Annotated in this window: 13 protein-coding genes; 9 read left to right on the top strand and 4 right to left on the bottom strand. The window is 72.2% G+C overall.

Annotation, left to right across the window (positions count from 1 at the left end; genetic code table 11):
* Positions 1–45 precede the first annotated feature (45 nt).
* Positions 46–1,392, bottom strand: coding sequence for a glycosyltransferase family 4 protein (locus tag ACFVV1_RS15925; protein WP_389989796.1), 1,347 nt, complete (start codon positions 1,390–1,392; stop codon positions 46–48).
* A gap of 229 nt (positions 1,393–1,621) precedes the next feature.
* Between ACFVV1_RS15925 and ACFVV1_RS15920 the strand changes: the two genes are divergently transcribed.
* The 8 genes from ACFVV1_RS15920 to ACFVV1_RS15885 all read left to right on the top strand — a co-directional run bounded on the left by ACFVV1_RS15920 (position 1,622) and on the right by ACFVV1_RS15885 (position 8,624).
* Positions 1,622–2,230 (top strand): TetR family transcriptional regulator, encoded by a 609-nt coding sequence (locus ACFVV1_RS15920; protein WP_389989795.1) that lies wholly within the window; start codon positions 1,622–1,624, stop codon positions 2,228–2,230.
* A gap of 123 nt (positions 2,231–2,353) precedes the next feature.
* The gene (locus ACFVV1_RS15915) at positions 2,354–2,704 is read left to right on the top strand and encodes a DUF4190 domain-containing protein (RefSeq protein ID WP_389989794.1); all 351 of its coding nucleotides are present in this window, start codon (positions 2,354–2,356) and stop codon (positions 2,702–2,704) included.
* Between the two features lie 200 nt (positions 2,705–2,904).
* Positions 2,905–4,152, top strand: coding sequence for a substrate-binding domain-containing protein (locus tag ACFVV1_RS15910; protein ID WP_389989793.1), 1,248 nt, complete (start codon positions 2,905–2,907; stop codon positions 4,150–4,152).
* A gap of 3 nt (positions 4,153–4,155) precedes the next feature.
* A complete protein-coding gene (locus ACFVV1_RS15905; protein ID WP_389989792.1) occupies positions 4,156–4,956 on the top strand; it encodes an ABC transporter ATP-binding protein in 801 nt (266 codons plus the stop codon).
* Positions 4,953–5,696 (top strand): ABC transporter ATP-binding protein, encoded by a 744-nt coding sequence (locus tag ACFVV1_RS15900; protein ID WP_389989791.1) that lies wholly within the window; start codon positions 4,953–4,955, stop codon positions 5,694–5,696. Before ACFVV1_RS15905 ends, ACFVV1_RS15900 begins: the two co-directional genes overlap by 4 nt.
* Positions 5,696–6,583 (top strand): branched-chain amino acid ABC transporter permease, encoded by an 888-nt coding sequence (locus tag ACFVV1_RS15895; protein ID WP_389989790.1) that lies wholly within the window; start codon positions 5,696–5,698, stop codon positions 6,581–6,583. The genes ACFVV1_RS15900 and ACFVV1_RS15895 overlap by 1 nt, the downstream gene beginning before the upstream one ends.
* Positions 6,580–7,725: a branched-chain amino acid ABC transporter permease gene (locus tag ACFVV1_RS15890; protein ID WP_389989789.1), complete on the top strand. Its 1,146-nt coding sequence runs from the start codon at positions 6,580–6,582 to the stop codon at positions 7,723–7,725. The genes ACFVV1_RS15895 and ACFVV1_RS15890 overlap by 4 nt, the downstream gene beginning before the upstream one ends.
* Positions 7,722–8,624, top strand: a complete 903-nt coding sequence (locus tag ACFVV1_RS15885; protein ID WP_389989788.1) for an alpha/beta hydrolase — start codon at positions 7,722–7,724, stop codon at positions 8,622–8,624. The genes ACFVV1_RS15890 and ACFVV1_RS15885 overlap by 4 nt, the downstream gene beginning before the upstream one ends.
* Positions 8,625–8,755: 131 nt before the next feature.
* Here the strand turns inward: ACFVV1_RS15885 and ACFVV1_RS15880 are convergent, their stop codons facing one another.
* Complete coding sequence (locus ACFVV1_RS15880; RefSeq protein WP_389989787.1) at positions 8,756–10,735, bottom strand: helix-turn-helix domain-containing protein; 1,980 nt, start codon at positions 10,733–10,735, stop codon at positions 8,756–8,758.
* A 30-nt stretch (positions 10,736–10,765) separates the two neighbouring features.
* Positions 10,766–11,608 carry a 3-hydroxybutyrate dehydrogenase gene (locus ACFVV1_RS15875; RefSeq protein ID WP_389989786.1) on the bottom strand — a complete coding sequence of 281 codons (843 nt, stop codon included), beginning with the start codon at positions 11,606–11,608 and terminating at the stop codon, positions 10,766–10,768.
* A gap of 374 nt (positions 11,609–11,982) precedes the next feature.
* Between ACFVV1_RS15875 and ACFVV1_RS15870 the strand changes: the two genes are divergently transcribed.
* Complete coding sequence (locus ACFVV1_RS15870; protein ID WP_389989785.1) at positions 11,983–13,452, top strand: PHB depolymerase family esterase; 1,470 nt, start codon at positions 11,983–11,985, stop codon at positions 13,450–13,452.
* A gap of 63 nt (positions 13,453–13,515) precedes the next feature.
* Here ACFVV1_RS15870 and ACFVV1_RS15865 read toward each other — a convergent pair.
* The coding region (locus ACFVV1_RS15865; protein WP_389989784.1) for an aldo/keto reductase at positions 13,516–13,780 on the bottom strand (265 nt) is incomplete at its 5' end.

Here is a 13,780-nt window from a genome sequence, read left to right as displayed (position 1 = left end):
AGGGGGATCAGTTGGCGGAGACGACGACGGGGGAGGACGGCGGTGTCAACGACGGCCGCCGGAGCGCGTGGTGGCCGCGCGCGTGGTGGCCGCGCGGGCGGCGATCGCCTCGCGATAGAGGGCGGCGGTACCGATCGCGGCCTGCTTCCAGGTGAACCGGGACAGCACCCGGGCGCGGCCCGCCGCGCCGAGCCGGACGCGCAGTTCCGGGTCGCCGAGCAGCCGGGCGAGCGCGTCGGCCAGGGCCCCGGAGTCGGCGGGCGGCACGGCCAGGCAGGTCTCGCCGTCCGGGCCCGCGACCTCGGGGATCGCGCCGCCGGTGGTGGCGACGACCGGCGTGCCGGTGGCCATGGCCTCGGCGGCCGGCAGCGAGAAGCCCTCGTACAGCGAGGGGACGCAGGCGATCTGGGCGCCGCGCACCAGGTCGACGAGTTCGGTGTCGCTGATGCCCTTGACGAACTCGACGGCGTCCTGGAGTCCGTGCCGCTCGATGGCCTGCGCGACCGGTCCGTCCTCGGCCCGTTTGCCGACGACCACGAGGTGCGCCCGCGGGTTCTCCGTACGGAGCTTGGCGAGCGCCTCGACGAGGTGGACGAGGCCCTTGAGCGGAACGTCGGCGCTGGAGGTGGTGACGATCCGTCCGGGGATCTCGGCGACCGACGGGTCGGGCGACCAGAGGTCGGTGTCCGCGCCGATGTGCACGACGTGGATACGGTCCTGGCGCACCCCGAGATGGTCGACGATCTCCTGCTGGGAGGAGCCGGAGACGGTGAGCACCGAGGGCAGCCGGCGCGCGACGCGCTTCTGCATGCGGGTGAAGGCGTACCAGCGGCGTATGGAGGCGCGTCGGCGGCGGGTCGCGGCGGCGTCCAGGTCCAACTGCCGGTCGACCGTGATGGGGTGGTGGATCGTGGTGACGAGTGGGGCCCCGAGATCCGCCAACAGGCCGTAGCCGAGGGTCTGGTTGTCGTGGATGACGTCGAACTCGCCGCGACGGGCCGCGAGATGGCGTCGGGCGCGGAGGCTGAAGGTGAGCGGTTCCGGGAAGCCGCCGGCCCACATGGTGGCGACCTCGGCGGCGTCGATCCAGTCCCGGTACTCGGCACGCTTCGGGGTGCGGAACGGGTCGGGCTGGCGGTAGAGGTCCAGGCTCGGCAGCTCGGTGAGCGGGACGCCCTCGTCGAGCACCGGATAGGGCTGGGCGCCGATCACCTCGACGCTGTGGCCGAGGCGGGCGAGCTCGCGGCCGAGGTGGCGTACGTAGACGCCCTGGCCGCCGCAGAAAGGATTGCCCTTGTAGGTGAGGAGTGCGATGCGCAACGGACGGTCGTCGGGGCTGCCCGACGCGTCGCTGCCCGTGCGGGGGCCCGTCTCTATGGCCTCAGCGGTCACACTCGGCCCCCTTCTCACTGCGTGTTCGCCGGAGCGTAACCGCTCACGCTAATCTAGAACAAGTTTCAGACTGGATCGTTCAATGAGCTACGAATCTACCGGCAGGTAGCGTCGGTGCAACGGCCGGACCGGGTGATTCGCGCCACGACCGGCACCCTGGCATGCTGTGCGCCGCCGGGAGACCGAGCGCCTCCCTCCGGTTGTGAACAGAAGCCATGGATGGGGACACATGACAGCGGAAGCCAAGCAGGCATCGCCGCCCCTGACGGAACGACAGGAAGCCCGTCGCCGTCGCATCCTGCACGCCAGCGCCCAGCTCGCCGGCCGGGGCGGGTTCGAGGCGGTGCAGATGCGTGAGGTCGCGGAGGCCGCCGAGGTCGCCCTGGGCACGCTGTACCGCTATTTCCCGTCCAAGATCCATCTGCTGGTCGCCACCATGCAGGACCAGCTCCAGCACCTGCACGCGACGCTGCACAAACGCCCGCCGGCCGGGGACGACGCGGCACAGCGGGTCGCCGAAACCCTGATGCGGACGTTCCGCGCGCTTCAGCGCGAACCGCATCTGGCGGACGCGATGGTGCGGGCGCTGACCTTCGCGGACCGCAGTGTCAGCCCGGAGGTGGACACCGTCTCCCGGATCACGACGACGATCATCCTGGACGCGATGGGCCTGGAGCATCCGACGCCGGAGCAGCTGTCCGCGGTCCGGGTCATCGAGCACACCTGGCACTCTGCGCTGATCACCTGGCTGTCGGGGCGGGCGTCGATCGCCCAGGTGAAGATAGACATCGAGACGGTGTGCCGGCTGATCGACGTGACGGCACCCCGGGACGCGTAGGACCCGTCCGGCCCCGGCGGCGGATCCAGGACCTTTCATCACACATCTCTCACCGTCCTGTTCGAAAGCGCCACAAACCTCTCCTTAACATGGTCATGACCATGCACCGATGGAGAGGAAGACATGACTGACCAGTCAGGCAGTACGGGCGGCGCGATGGGGACACAGGTCCCGGGCGGACCGGGTTACGGCGTACAGCCCCCGGCCGGCTACGGGTACCCCGGCGGCACCCCGCTGCCCAGCGGCAAGGCGACGGCCTCGATGGTGCTCGGCATCGTCGGGCTGCTGCTGATCCCGATCATTCCGCCGATCATCGCGCTGTGCCTCGGCATCTCGGCCCGGCGCATGGCCGACCGGGGCGAGGGCGCCGGCCGCGGCATGGCCACCGCCGGCATGGTCATGGGCATCATCGGCATCGCGTTCGCCGCCCTCGGCGTGATCGTGGCCACCGTGCAGGGGATCTCCGCCATGTGACGGGCCATCACCGCCCACGGCCCCGACGCGTCGGCGCCGTGGGCGGCCCGGGGGCCGGACGACGCGATCCCCGGCCCCGGCCCATGTGCGGCCCCCACATGCGCCCGGCGTCAGGTGAGGTGCCCTGCACCATGTCGACGGCGGCACGGTGTTCATACGGTTCGTCGACATCACAGGTACACGCCGAGGAGCCGGTCATCATGCGTCGCAGAGCCACAGGCACCGTCCGTCACCACAGATCCCTCGCCACCGTCGTCACGCTCGCCTCGGCCGGCCTCCTGCTGGCCGGGTGCACCGCCGCCGGAAAGGCCGGCGAGGACGATTCCGCGTCCGGGAAGGGCGCGAAGGACCAGAGCGTGAAGGTGGGCCTGGTCTACTCCCGTACGGGGCTGCTCGCGGACTACGGGAAGCAGTACCGCGACGGGTTCATGGCGGGCCTGGACTACGCGACGAAGGGCACCGGCAAGGTCGCCGGGCACCGTATCGAGGTCACCGAGCAGGACGACGCGGGCGACCCGGGCAAGGCGGTCGCCGCGGCCAAGAACCTGATCGGCAAGGGCTACAAGGTGCTGGCCGGCACCACCGATTCCGGGGTGGCCCTCCAGATGGCGCCGCTCGCCGCCCAGAACAAGGTGCTGTACATCAGCGGCCCGGCCGCCACCGACGCCGTGACCGGGATCAACGACTACACGTTCCGCTCGGGCCGACAGTCCTACCAGGACATCCTCACCGCCGGGGCGATGCTCGGCGAGGCCAAGGGCAAGAAGGTCACGGTGCTGGCCCAGGACTCCACCTTCGGCCAGGCGAACGTCGCCGCGGTGAAGGCCGTCCTCGGCGCCAAGGGCGCGAAGGTGGGTTCCGTACTGGCTCCGCCCAGCGCCACGGACCTGACCCCGTTCGCCCGGCAGGTCAAGGCGGGCGGGCCCGATCTCGTCTTCGTGGCCTGGGCCGGCTCCACCGCACCGGCGCTGTGGACGGCGCTGGACCAGCAGGGCGTGCTGGGGGCGAGCAAGGTCGTCACGGGGCTCGCCGGAACCGCCTCGTACCCGGTCTTCGGGAACGCCGGCTCCAAGGTGTCGTTCCTGGCGCACTACTTCCCGGGCGCGGGCGGCGGCAACGCCGTGGAGAAGTCCATGATCGACTCCGTCACCGAGGCCGGCGGCACTCCGGACCTGTTCACCCCCGACGGCTTCACCGCGGCGCAGATGGTCGTGCGCGCCGTCGAGGAGGGCGGCGCCACCGATTCCGCCGCCATGGTGAAGGCCCTGGAGGGCTGGAGCTTCGACGGGGTGAAGGGCAAGGAGCAGGTCCGTGCCGAGGACCACGCGCTGGTGCAGCCGATGTTCGTCGCGAAGCTCAAGGGGAAGGGCCCAAGTGCCGTGCCGGAGCTGGTGAGCACCGAGCCGATGGACGAGGTGGCGCCGCCCGCCAAGCCCTCGGCGGGCTGACCGATGGCCGTACCGGGCATACCGGACACCACCGCGGAGCGCCCGGACAGGACGCGGACCACCGCACCGGTGCTTCAACTGGAGGGGCTCGGCTGGAGTGTCGGCGGAGCGACGATCGTCGAGGACGTCACACTGAGCGTCCACGAGGGCGAGTTCCTCGCCTTCATCGGCCCCAACGGAGCCGGCAAGACTTCCCTGTTCAACCTGATCAGCGGGCTGACCATGGCCACGTCGGGCACGATCGCGCTCGACGGTACGGACATGACGGACCGCCCCGCGCACGCACGGGCGCGGCGCGGCATCGGCCGCACGTTCCAGACGTCCAGTCTCTGGCCGGGGATGACCGTGGCCGACCACGTCCGGCTCGCCGCGCAGGCGGCCGGGAGCGGTTCCTACCGGCTGTGGCGGCGCGCCTCCCCGTACACCGCCGAGGTGGACGGCGTACTGGAGCGCACCGGTCTCGGCCACCGGGCCCGGGCGACGGCGTCCGAGCTGTCGCACGGCGAGAAGCGGAAGCTGGAGCTGGCGGTGCTGCTGGTGGGCGAGCCGCGGCTGATGCTGCTGGACGAGCCGATGGCCGGGGTGAGCGCGGAGGAGGTGCCCGCGCTGACCGAACTGATCCGCACCCTGCACCGGGACGAGGGGCGCACCGTCCTGATGGTCGAGCACCACATGGACGTCCTGCTGGGCCTGGCCGACCGGCTCGCCGTGATGCACCACGGCCGGCTGCTGGCGCTGGACACCCCCGACGCGGTGACGGCCGACCCGACCGTGCAACAGGCCTACCTCGGGGAGGGGCTGTGACGACAGAACCTCTGCTCGCCGTGCGGGACCTGCGGGTCCTGATCGGCGGCCGGCACATCCTGCACGGCGTGGACCTGGACGTCGCCCCGCACGGGGTGACCGCGCTCCTCGGCCGCAACGGCGCCGGGAAGACCACGACCGTACGGGGCATCCTCGGCCTTGTCCCGCGCACCGGCAGCGTGCGGCTGGACGGCGAGGAGACCGTATCGATGCCCACCCACACCGTGGTGCGGCTGGGCATCGGATACGCCCCCGAGGACCGGGGGATCTTCGCCGGACTGACCGTCGCGGAGAATCTGCGCCTGGCGGAACGGCGCGGCGCGGGCGAGCCCGCGTATCCGCTCGTCCATGAGCTTTTCCCCGAACTCAAGCACCGGGAGCGGCAGTTGGCCGGGACACTGTCCGGCGGGCAGCAGCAGATGGTGGCCATCGGCCGCACGCTTCTCAACGGCAACCGGCTGATCATCGCCGACGAACCCACCAAGGGCCTGGCGCCCAAGGTGGTCACCGAGGTCGCCCAGGTGCTGGAGCGGGCCGCCGAGGCGGTGCCGGTACTGCTCGTGGAGCAGAACCTCGCCGTCGTACGCCGCCTGGCCGAGCACTGCGCGGTGCTCGCCGACGGCCTGACGGCCCATCAAGGACCGGCCGCCGGACTGCTGGGCGACGCGGAGGCGGCACGCAGGCTGCTCGGCGTGGGCCACGGCCCGCTCACTACGCACCCCGTGGAGGCGGATTCCTGATGTCCACCGTCGTCCTGCTCACCATGACCGGACTCGGTCTGGGAGCGCTCTACTTCCTGATCGCCTCGGGACTCTCACTGATCTTCGGACTGATGGACGTGCTCAACTTCGCGCACGGGGCGCTGCTCTCCATCGGCGCGTACGGCACCTGGTGGGCGGCGTCCGGGAATCTGCCCGGCGCCGGCCCGGGCGGTGCGGGCTTCGTCCTCGCGGTGCTGTTCGGCACGGCGGTGGGCACCGCGGCCGCCGTGCTGCTGGAGCTCGCCGTCGTCCGCCCGCTCTACACCCGGCCCCGCGAGCAGGTCCTCGCCACGGTCGGGGTGGGGCTCGCCGTCCCGGCCCTGCTGTCGGGGATCTGGGGCTCGGACGCCCGGACCTTCCCGGGTCCCGAGGCCCTGTCCGGCACCTTCGGGCTGCTCGGCGCACGGGTGCCGGTCAACCGGCTGGTACTGGTCGCGGCGGCGGTCGTCGTACTCGTGGCACTGCGGCTCTTCCTCGGCCGTACCCGGCACGGTCTGGTGGTACGGGCCGGGGTCGAGGACCGGGCGATGGTCACCGCCCTCGGCATCGACGTGCGCAGGGCGTTCACGCTCGTCTTCGCGATCGGCGGCTGCGCCGCCGCGCTCGGCGGGGCACTCGGCGGCCTGTACTTCGGCTCGGTCGACCCCCGCCAGGGCACCTCGCTGCTGATCTTCGCGTTCGTCGTGGTCGTCACCGGAGGCATGGGCTCGGTGACCGGCGCCGCCGCCGCGTCGGTCGTCATCGGCCTGGTCCAGCAGTTCGCCAACTACTACACCGCAGCGGGCCTCGGCGACCTGGCCGTCGTCGCCCTGCTCGCCGCGCTGCTGCTCGTCCGGCCGCGCGGACTGACCGGGAGGCTCGCGTGAGCACCGTCACCGAGACACACGACCGCACCGGCGACGGACCCACGGTCGCACCGTCCCCCGGGAACACCGCCCGGCTGCTGCGCCGCTGGTGGCCCGCCGCAGCCCTGCTGATCCTCGCGGTCGCGCCGTACAGCGCACTGCCGCTGCCGGGCCTCCTGGACGGCCCGCTCGGCAGCCCGGGAAGTCTCCAACTCCTCGCCACCTGCCTGCTGTTCGGGGCGCTGGCAACCGGTTACGACCTGCTGCTCGGCCGCACCGGGCTGCTCTCCTTCGGGCATGCGCTCTACTTCGCCGCGGGCAGCTACGCCACCAATCTGTTCCTGCTGGAGGCGGGCCTCCCCTTCGCCGTGTCCGTGCTGCTCGGCCTCTGTGCCGGGATCGCGCTCGCTCTGGTGCTGGGGTCGGTGAGCCTGCGGGTCACCGGGATCGGCTTCTCCATGGTGACGCTGGCCTTCGCCCAGGCGGGCTCGATCCTGGTCTCCCGCAACCCCGGCGGTCTCACCGGCGGCGAGGAGGGCCGGGCCGCCCCCGCCGACCTGCTGCCGTCGGGGCTCGTGGGCATCGAGCACACCGCGAACCTCTACTGGGTGGCGCTCGCCTATCTGGTCCTCACCCTCGCCGTCGTCCACTGGGCGGTCCGCTCCCCCACCGGACGGGTCTGGGAGGGCATCAAGGAGAACGAACGCCGGGTGGAGGTGCTGGGGTTGAAGCCGTACGGCTTCAAGCTGACGGCGTTCGTCCTGGCGGGTGCGCTGGCCGCGCTGGGCGGCCTCGTCCACCTGCTGCTCACCGGCGGCTCGACCCCGCAGACGACCACCTCCGACTTCACCCTCTCCCTGCTGGTGATGGTGGTACTGGGCGGATCCGGCACCCGCTGGGGCCCGATGGTCGGCGGCATCCTCTACACCTGGGCCGATCACCGGCTCGGCGATCTGGCCGGGTCGGGCGCGGTCGCCGAGCTGCCCGCGGTGCTGCGGGTGCCCCTGTCCCAGCCGCTGTTCCTGCTCGGCGTGCTGTTCGTGGCCGTGGTACACCTGCTGCCCGGCGGCCTGGCCCGGCTGCCGTCCCGGCTGGTGCCGCGCCGCGGCGCCGCCGACGAAACACCCCCGAAGCGTGCCCGGAAGGAGAACGGACAGCCGTGATTCCGTACGAAGAGATTCAGGTCCCTGTGAACGGCGGCGAGTTGGCGGTACTGAGGTGGCCGGCCCGAGAGCCGGACGCCCCGGTCGTCATTGCCCTGCACGGCATCACGGCCAACGCGCTGTCCTGGGGTCCGGTGGCCCGGCTGCTGGCCGGCCGCGTCACCCTGATCGCCCCGGATCTGCGCGGCAGGGCCGGGAGTTCCGCCCTGCCGGGACCGTACGGGATCGCCCAGCACGCCGATGACGTCGCCGCGCTGACGGAGGCCCTGGGCCTGGGCCGGGTGGTGCTGGCGGGCCATTCGATGGGCGCGTTCGTGACGGCGCTGGCCGCCGTACGCCACCCGGAACGGTTCGGGCCGCTGCTGCTGGTCGACGGCGGCATCGGCTTCCCCGCCCCCACGCATCTCTCCCCGGACGAGCTGCTGACCGCCGTGATCGGCCCGGCCATGGACCGGCTGTCGATGACCTTCCCGGACCGGGCCGCGTACCGCTCCTTCTGGCAGGCGCACCCCGCGTTCGCGGATGTCTGGTCGGCCGAGGTGGACGCGTACATCCAGCGCGATCTGACCGGGGACGAACCCGCCATGCACTCCAGCTGCCGGATCGAGGCCGTACGCGCCGACGGCATCAACCTCTTCGACGAGGAGGTGCTGACGGCGGTACGGAAGCTACCGGTCCCGGCGACGCTGCTGTGGGCGCAGCGGGGCCTGATGAACGAGGAGCAGGGCCTGTACGACGAGACCCGCCTGGCGGCGGCCGAGCTCGGGGGCACCGGGGTGACACCGGTACCGGTACGGGACGTCAACCATTACACGCTGCTGACGGGAGAAGCGGGCGGCAACGAGATCGTGGGCCACTTGCTGACGATGTCCGGCGCCTCCGGCCCGTCCGACAACTGAGGACACCTTTTCAGCCGTCCGGCGCTTGAGAACACCTTCGCAGCCCGTCCGGCGCTTGAGGACATCTTTTCAGCCGTCCGGCGCTTGAGGACACGGGCAGCGGAACCCGACCCCAAGCGGCCGGACGGCCCCTACCGCCCCTCCCGCCCGCCCGCCAACGCATGTAGCCGCAACGCGAGTTGCAGCTCCAGCGCCCGCCCGGGCTCGTTCCAGTCGCGCCCCAGCAGCACCTGCACCCGGTCCAGCCGCTGCACCACCGTGTTGACGTGCACGTGGAGTTCGTCCTTGGCTCGGATGAGGCTGCCCCCGGACCCGAAATAGGCGCCGAGCGTCCGCACGAGATGGGTGCCGCGCTGCGCGTCGTAATCCAGCAAGGGCCCCAGCGTCGCCGAGACGAAGCCGTCGACGTCCTGGGCGTTGCCCAACACGACGCCCAGAAAGCCGAGTTCCTCGACGCACGCGCCTTCCCCCGTACGCCCCAGGACCCGCATGGCGCGCAGGCAGCGGGCGGCCTCCCCGTACGCGGAGGCCAGCTCCCGGGCGCCGCGGGCCGGTCCGGTGGCGGCGACGGTGACGGGGGCCTGGATCAGCTGCCCGAGCTGTGCCGCCGCCGCGCGCGCCGCTTCACCGGCGGCCGGACCGGGGTCACCGGCATCGATCAACAGCACGACGTTCCCGGCGTGTTCGGCACTCACCCCGTGGATGTCACCGCCGAACAGATAGCGCATCGCGGCAGGGGCCAGCCGCTCCCGGATGCCGCTCTCGGCCACCAGCAGCAGATGCGGGCGGTCGAGGTCGACGCCGAGGCGCCGGCCGCGTTCGGCGAGCCCGGCCGGGTCGCGGTCCGCGTCGGTGAGCAGGTCGCTGATCAGCTCCCCGCGGACCCGGTTCTCGGTCTCGGCGACCGTGCGCCGCAACAGCAGCAGGAGACCCGTGACCACCGAGGCCCGCTCGAACAGCCGCCGGTCGGAGTCGTCGAGCGGTGCCCGGCGGTGCAGGACCAGGCCGGCCAAGAGTTCCTGCCCGGCGAGGACGGCGCAGATCACCCGCCCGTCGCGGTGCACGGCGCGGGCTCCCGTACGGGACTCCTCGGCGGTCTCGGCCAGCCACCCGGCGTCCATGCTGTCGGCGGCGAAGTCCGCACCGTCGGGCCGGACGGCCGCCAGGGGCCGCCCGCCGGGGTCGTGGATGGTGAGCGGGGAGTCCAGCAGCCCCGCGACCGCCGCGGCGACGTCCTTGACGTCGCGGCCGCGCAGCACCAGGTCGGTCAGCCGGTCGTGGGACTCCTCGGCCCGTTGCATGGCCGCCGAGTGGGCCCGTACGGCCGCGTTGGCCTCGGCCAGCTCGGCGTTCGTCTCGGCGAGTTCGTCCAGGGCGGACCGGGTGTCGGCGAGTGCGCGGGCGGTGTCGATGGCGATCGCGGCGTGTGCGGCGAGCGAGCAGAGCAGGGCGACCTCGTCGGGGCTGAAGACGCGGGGCGCGCGGTCGGCGGCGAAGAGGACGCCGATGACCTTTCCCGTACCGCCGCGGCTGGAGCCCAGGAGCAGGGGCACGCCCAGGATGGCGACGAGCCCGTCGTCCAGCACCGCGGAGTCGATGTTGCGGGTGTGGTGGAAGCGGTCGTCGGTGCGGTAGTCGGGGGTCGCGTACGGGCTCGCGGTCTGCGCCACCAGACCGCCGAGCCCTTCGCCCAGCTCAAGCCGCAGGCGCTGAAAGGACACCGACACCGACCCGTCGGTGACCCGCATATAGGTGTCCCCCGCCTCCTCGTCGGGGAGCGTGAGATACGCCGTGTCCGTGCCGAGCAGCATCCTGGCGCGGCGGACGATCGCATTCAGCACGTCGTCCAGGTCGCGGGATGCGGCCAGGTCGCCCGCCGTGTCGAAGAGCGCGGTGAGCTGGAGCTCGCGGCGCCGGTGCTGGCGCAGGGCGCCCCTGATCCGCAGGGCGGTGGCGGTGGCCCGCTCCACCTCCGCCAGATCGCCCGCGGGCACGCCGGAGGCCCGCGCCTGTGAGGAGACGGCGCCCAGCGCCTCGGCGGGGGCGTCGTCGGCCAGCAGATCGAGGAGGCGCCGCAGATGGGGCGCGGCGGAGGCGGACGGTTCAGACATGGGCGACCGGCGTTCGTAGGGGGCGGGGGATCAGTTGGCGGTCCAGCCGCCGTCCATGGAGAGGGAGGTGCCGGTGATGTGCCCGGTACGCGGCCCGCAGAGCCACAGCACGGCCTCGGCGACCTCGTCGGGTTCGATCAGGCGCTTGATCGCGCTGCGTTCCAGCATGATCCGGCTCACGACCTCCTCCTCGGAAATGCCGTGCGCAAGGGCCTGGTCCGCGATCTGGTTCTCGACCAGGGGCGTGCGTACGTACCCGGGGTTGACGCAGTTGCTCGTCACCCCGTGCTCCGCCGCTTCGAGCGCGACCACCTTGCTGAGTCCCTCCAGTGCGTGCTTGGCCGTCACATAGGCCGATTTGTAGGGGCTGGCCCGCAGACCGTGGACGGACGAGATGTTGACCACGCGCCCCCAGCCGCGTTCGTACATGCCCGGCAGGGTCCGGCGCAAGATGCGGAACGGGGCCTCCACCATGACCCGCTGGATCAGCGCGAAGCGGTCCGGCGGAAACGCGTGCACGGGGGCGACGTGCTGGAGCCCGGCGTTGTTGACCACGATGTCCGCGTCGGCGGGCAGCGTGTCGACCGCGTCGGGGACGGAGAGATCGAGGACCCACGCCGTCCCGCCGATCGCCCGGGCCAGGTCCTCGGCGGCGTCGGCGGCCTTGTCCACCACGTGGACGTGGGCTCCCGCGGCGGCCAGGGCCTGTGCGCAGGCCCGCCCGATTCCGCTCGCCGCCCCCGTGACCAGGGCGGTGCGTCCGGCGAGGAGCCGGTCCGTGGGCGACGGCGAGGGACCGGCGGTCGGTGGCGGGACGGTGGCCGGGACGGCGTGCGGGGCGGGCCCGTGATCCGGGCTCTGAGGAGTCTCCATGGTCGTCACCGTAAGGAGGCCGGAGCCCACGTCACACGGGGTCGGTGCACACACCGTCGTACGTCGGCATGGTGGCGGCGTACATGGTGCGGGCCCTCGCCGGGGGGCGCCGGGGGCCGCGTCCTGGGCGATCGGGGCGCCGGGTCCGGGGCCGTCAGTGGGCCGCGTCGAGCGCCGCCCGCTGCTCGGTTGTCTGCGTGTTGGAGCGCACTCCATGTCAACCAGCGCAAGAGCGGCGCGGCACACAGCCGGGACGGTGGAGTGTCCGCGAGGCCCATGGGCGCGGGAGGCCCGGCCTCATAGCGTCCGCCGCGCACTCACCACAAACGCACACACCCGGCACTGCCCCAACAGTTCCGTACAGGGAGGCACCCGTGCGCCCATCGATCCTGCAACGCCTGCTCCGGCGCGTCGCGTCCACGGCCGCTCTCGCGCTCGTCGCGGCGACGCTGAGCACCGTGGCAGCGGCGCGGCCGGCCGCTGCCGCCGGTGGCCTGGAGCAGGTCACCGGTTTCGGCACCAACCCGGGCAATCTGCAGATGTACGAGTACGCCCCCGCGGGTCTGCCCGCGAACGCGCCGCTGGTGATCGCCCTGCACGGCTGTACGCAGACCGCCGACGCCTACTACGCCAATTCGGGCTGGCCGAAGTACGCCGATCTGTGGGGCTTCGCCGTGGTCTTCCCGCAGACCACGTCGGCCAACAACGCCCTGTCCTGCTTCGGCTGGTTCGACCCGGCCGAGGACACCAGGGGCAAGGGCGAGGCCGCCTCGATCGTGCAGATGGTGGAGCACGCGAAGCAGCAGTACGGCTCGGACGCCCGCCGGGTGTACGTCACCGGCCTGTCGGCGGGCGGCGGGATGACGGCCGACCTGCTGGCCGCGTACCCGGACGTGTTCGCGGGCGGCTCCGTGGCCTCGGGCCTGCCCGCCCAATGCGCGACGAGCCAGTCGGCCGCGTCCGGCTGCCAGACGGGCCCGCAGAAGCTGACGCCCGCGCAGTGGGGCGACAAGGTACGCGGTTCCTATCCCGGATACTCCGGTCCCTGGCCCCGGGTGGCGATCTGGCAGGGCACCTCCGACTACACCGTGCACCCCGCCAACGCCACGGCCCTGCGCGACCAGTGGACGGACGTCTGGGGCATCGGCCAGACCCCGTCGTCCACGGACACCCTCCCCGGAAACACGACCCGCAGCATCTACAACGACGCCACCGGGAAGCCCGCCGTGGAGACGTACTCCATCTCCGGCATGGGCCACGGCCTCGCCGTGAGCCCCGGCTCGGGCACCGACCAGTGCGGGAGCACGGCGGCGTACTTCCTGAACACCATCTGCTCGACGTACTACACGGGCGTCTTCTGGGGCCTGGACCAGGGCACACCGGGCGGCGGCGGCCAACTCCCCGCCCCGTCCGGCCTGCGGGTCACCGCCGTCACGGCGAACAGCGCCTCGCTGTCCTGGAACGCGGTCCCGGGCGCGGCCTCGTACACGGTCCACCGCAACGGTACGAAGGTCGCCTCCCCCACCTCCACGACGTACACCGACACGGGCCTCACCGCCGGTACGGCCTACCGGTACACGGTGACAGCGGTCGACGGATCGGGCGCACCCGGCACGACCTCGCCCCAGGTGACGGCGACCACGACCGGCGGCACACCCGCCCAGTGCTTCACGGCGACCAACTACGCGCACGTCACGGCGGGGAGGGCGCACACCACGGGCGGATACACGTACGCGAACGGCTCGAACGAGAACATGGGCCTGTACAACGTCTTCGTCACCCACACACTGCGGGAGTCACCGGCGGGCTATTTCGTGATCACGGACAGCGGGTGCGCGGCCTGAGCGGCGTCCGGTCCGTCGAGGGGCTACTCGTTCGGCCTCTGCACAGAATTCTCGGGACCCCCTTCAGGCCGCGTCGAGCTCGGCGAACTCCGCATCGGTGAGCGTCAGGTCGGCCGCTGCCGCCGAGTCACGAATGGTGGCCGACCGGGACGACCCCGGGATCGGGACGACTACCGGGGACTTGGCCAACTCCCGGGCCAGACACACCTGCTGCGGGCTGACCTCGCGTGCCGTCCCGCCCTTCGTGCGGCGGGGCCCATGCGATCCGGACATGGGCCCCTCGGAGTTGCTGTCCGAGCTCAGCTCGGCTGGTCTCCGGTGTAGCGGT

This window comes from Streptomyces sp. NPDC058092, from assembly GCF_042884935.1.
In the GTDB taxonomy this organism is placed as follows: Bacteria; Actinomycetota; Actinomycetes; order Streptomycetales; family Streptomycetaceae; genus Streptomyces.
The sequence above is the reverse complement of the archived record's forward strand: the minus strand, read 5'-3'. Positions and strand labels throughout refer to the sequence as shown.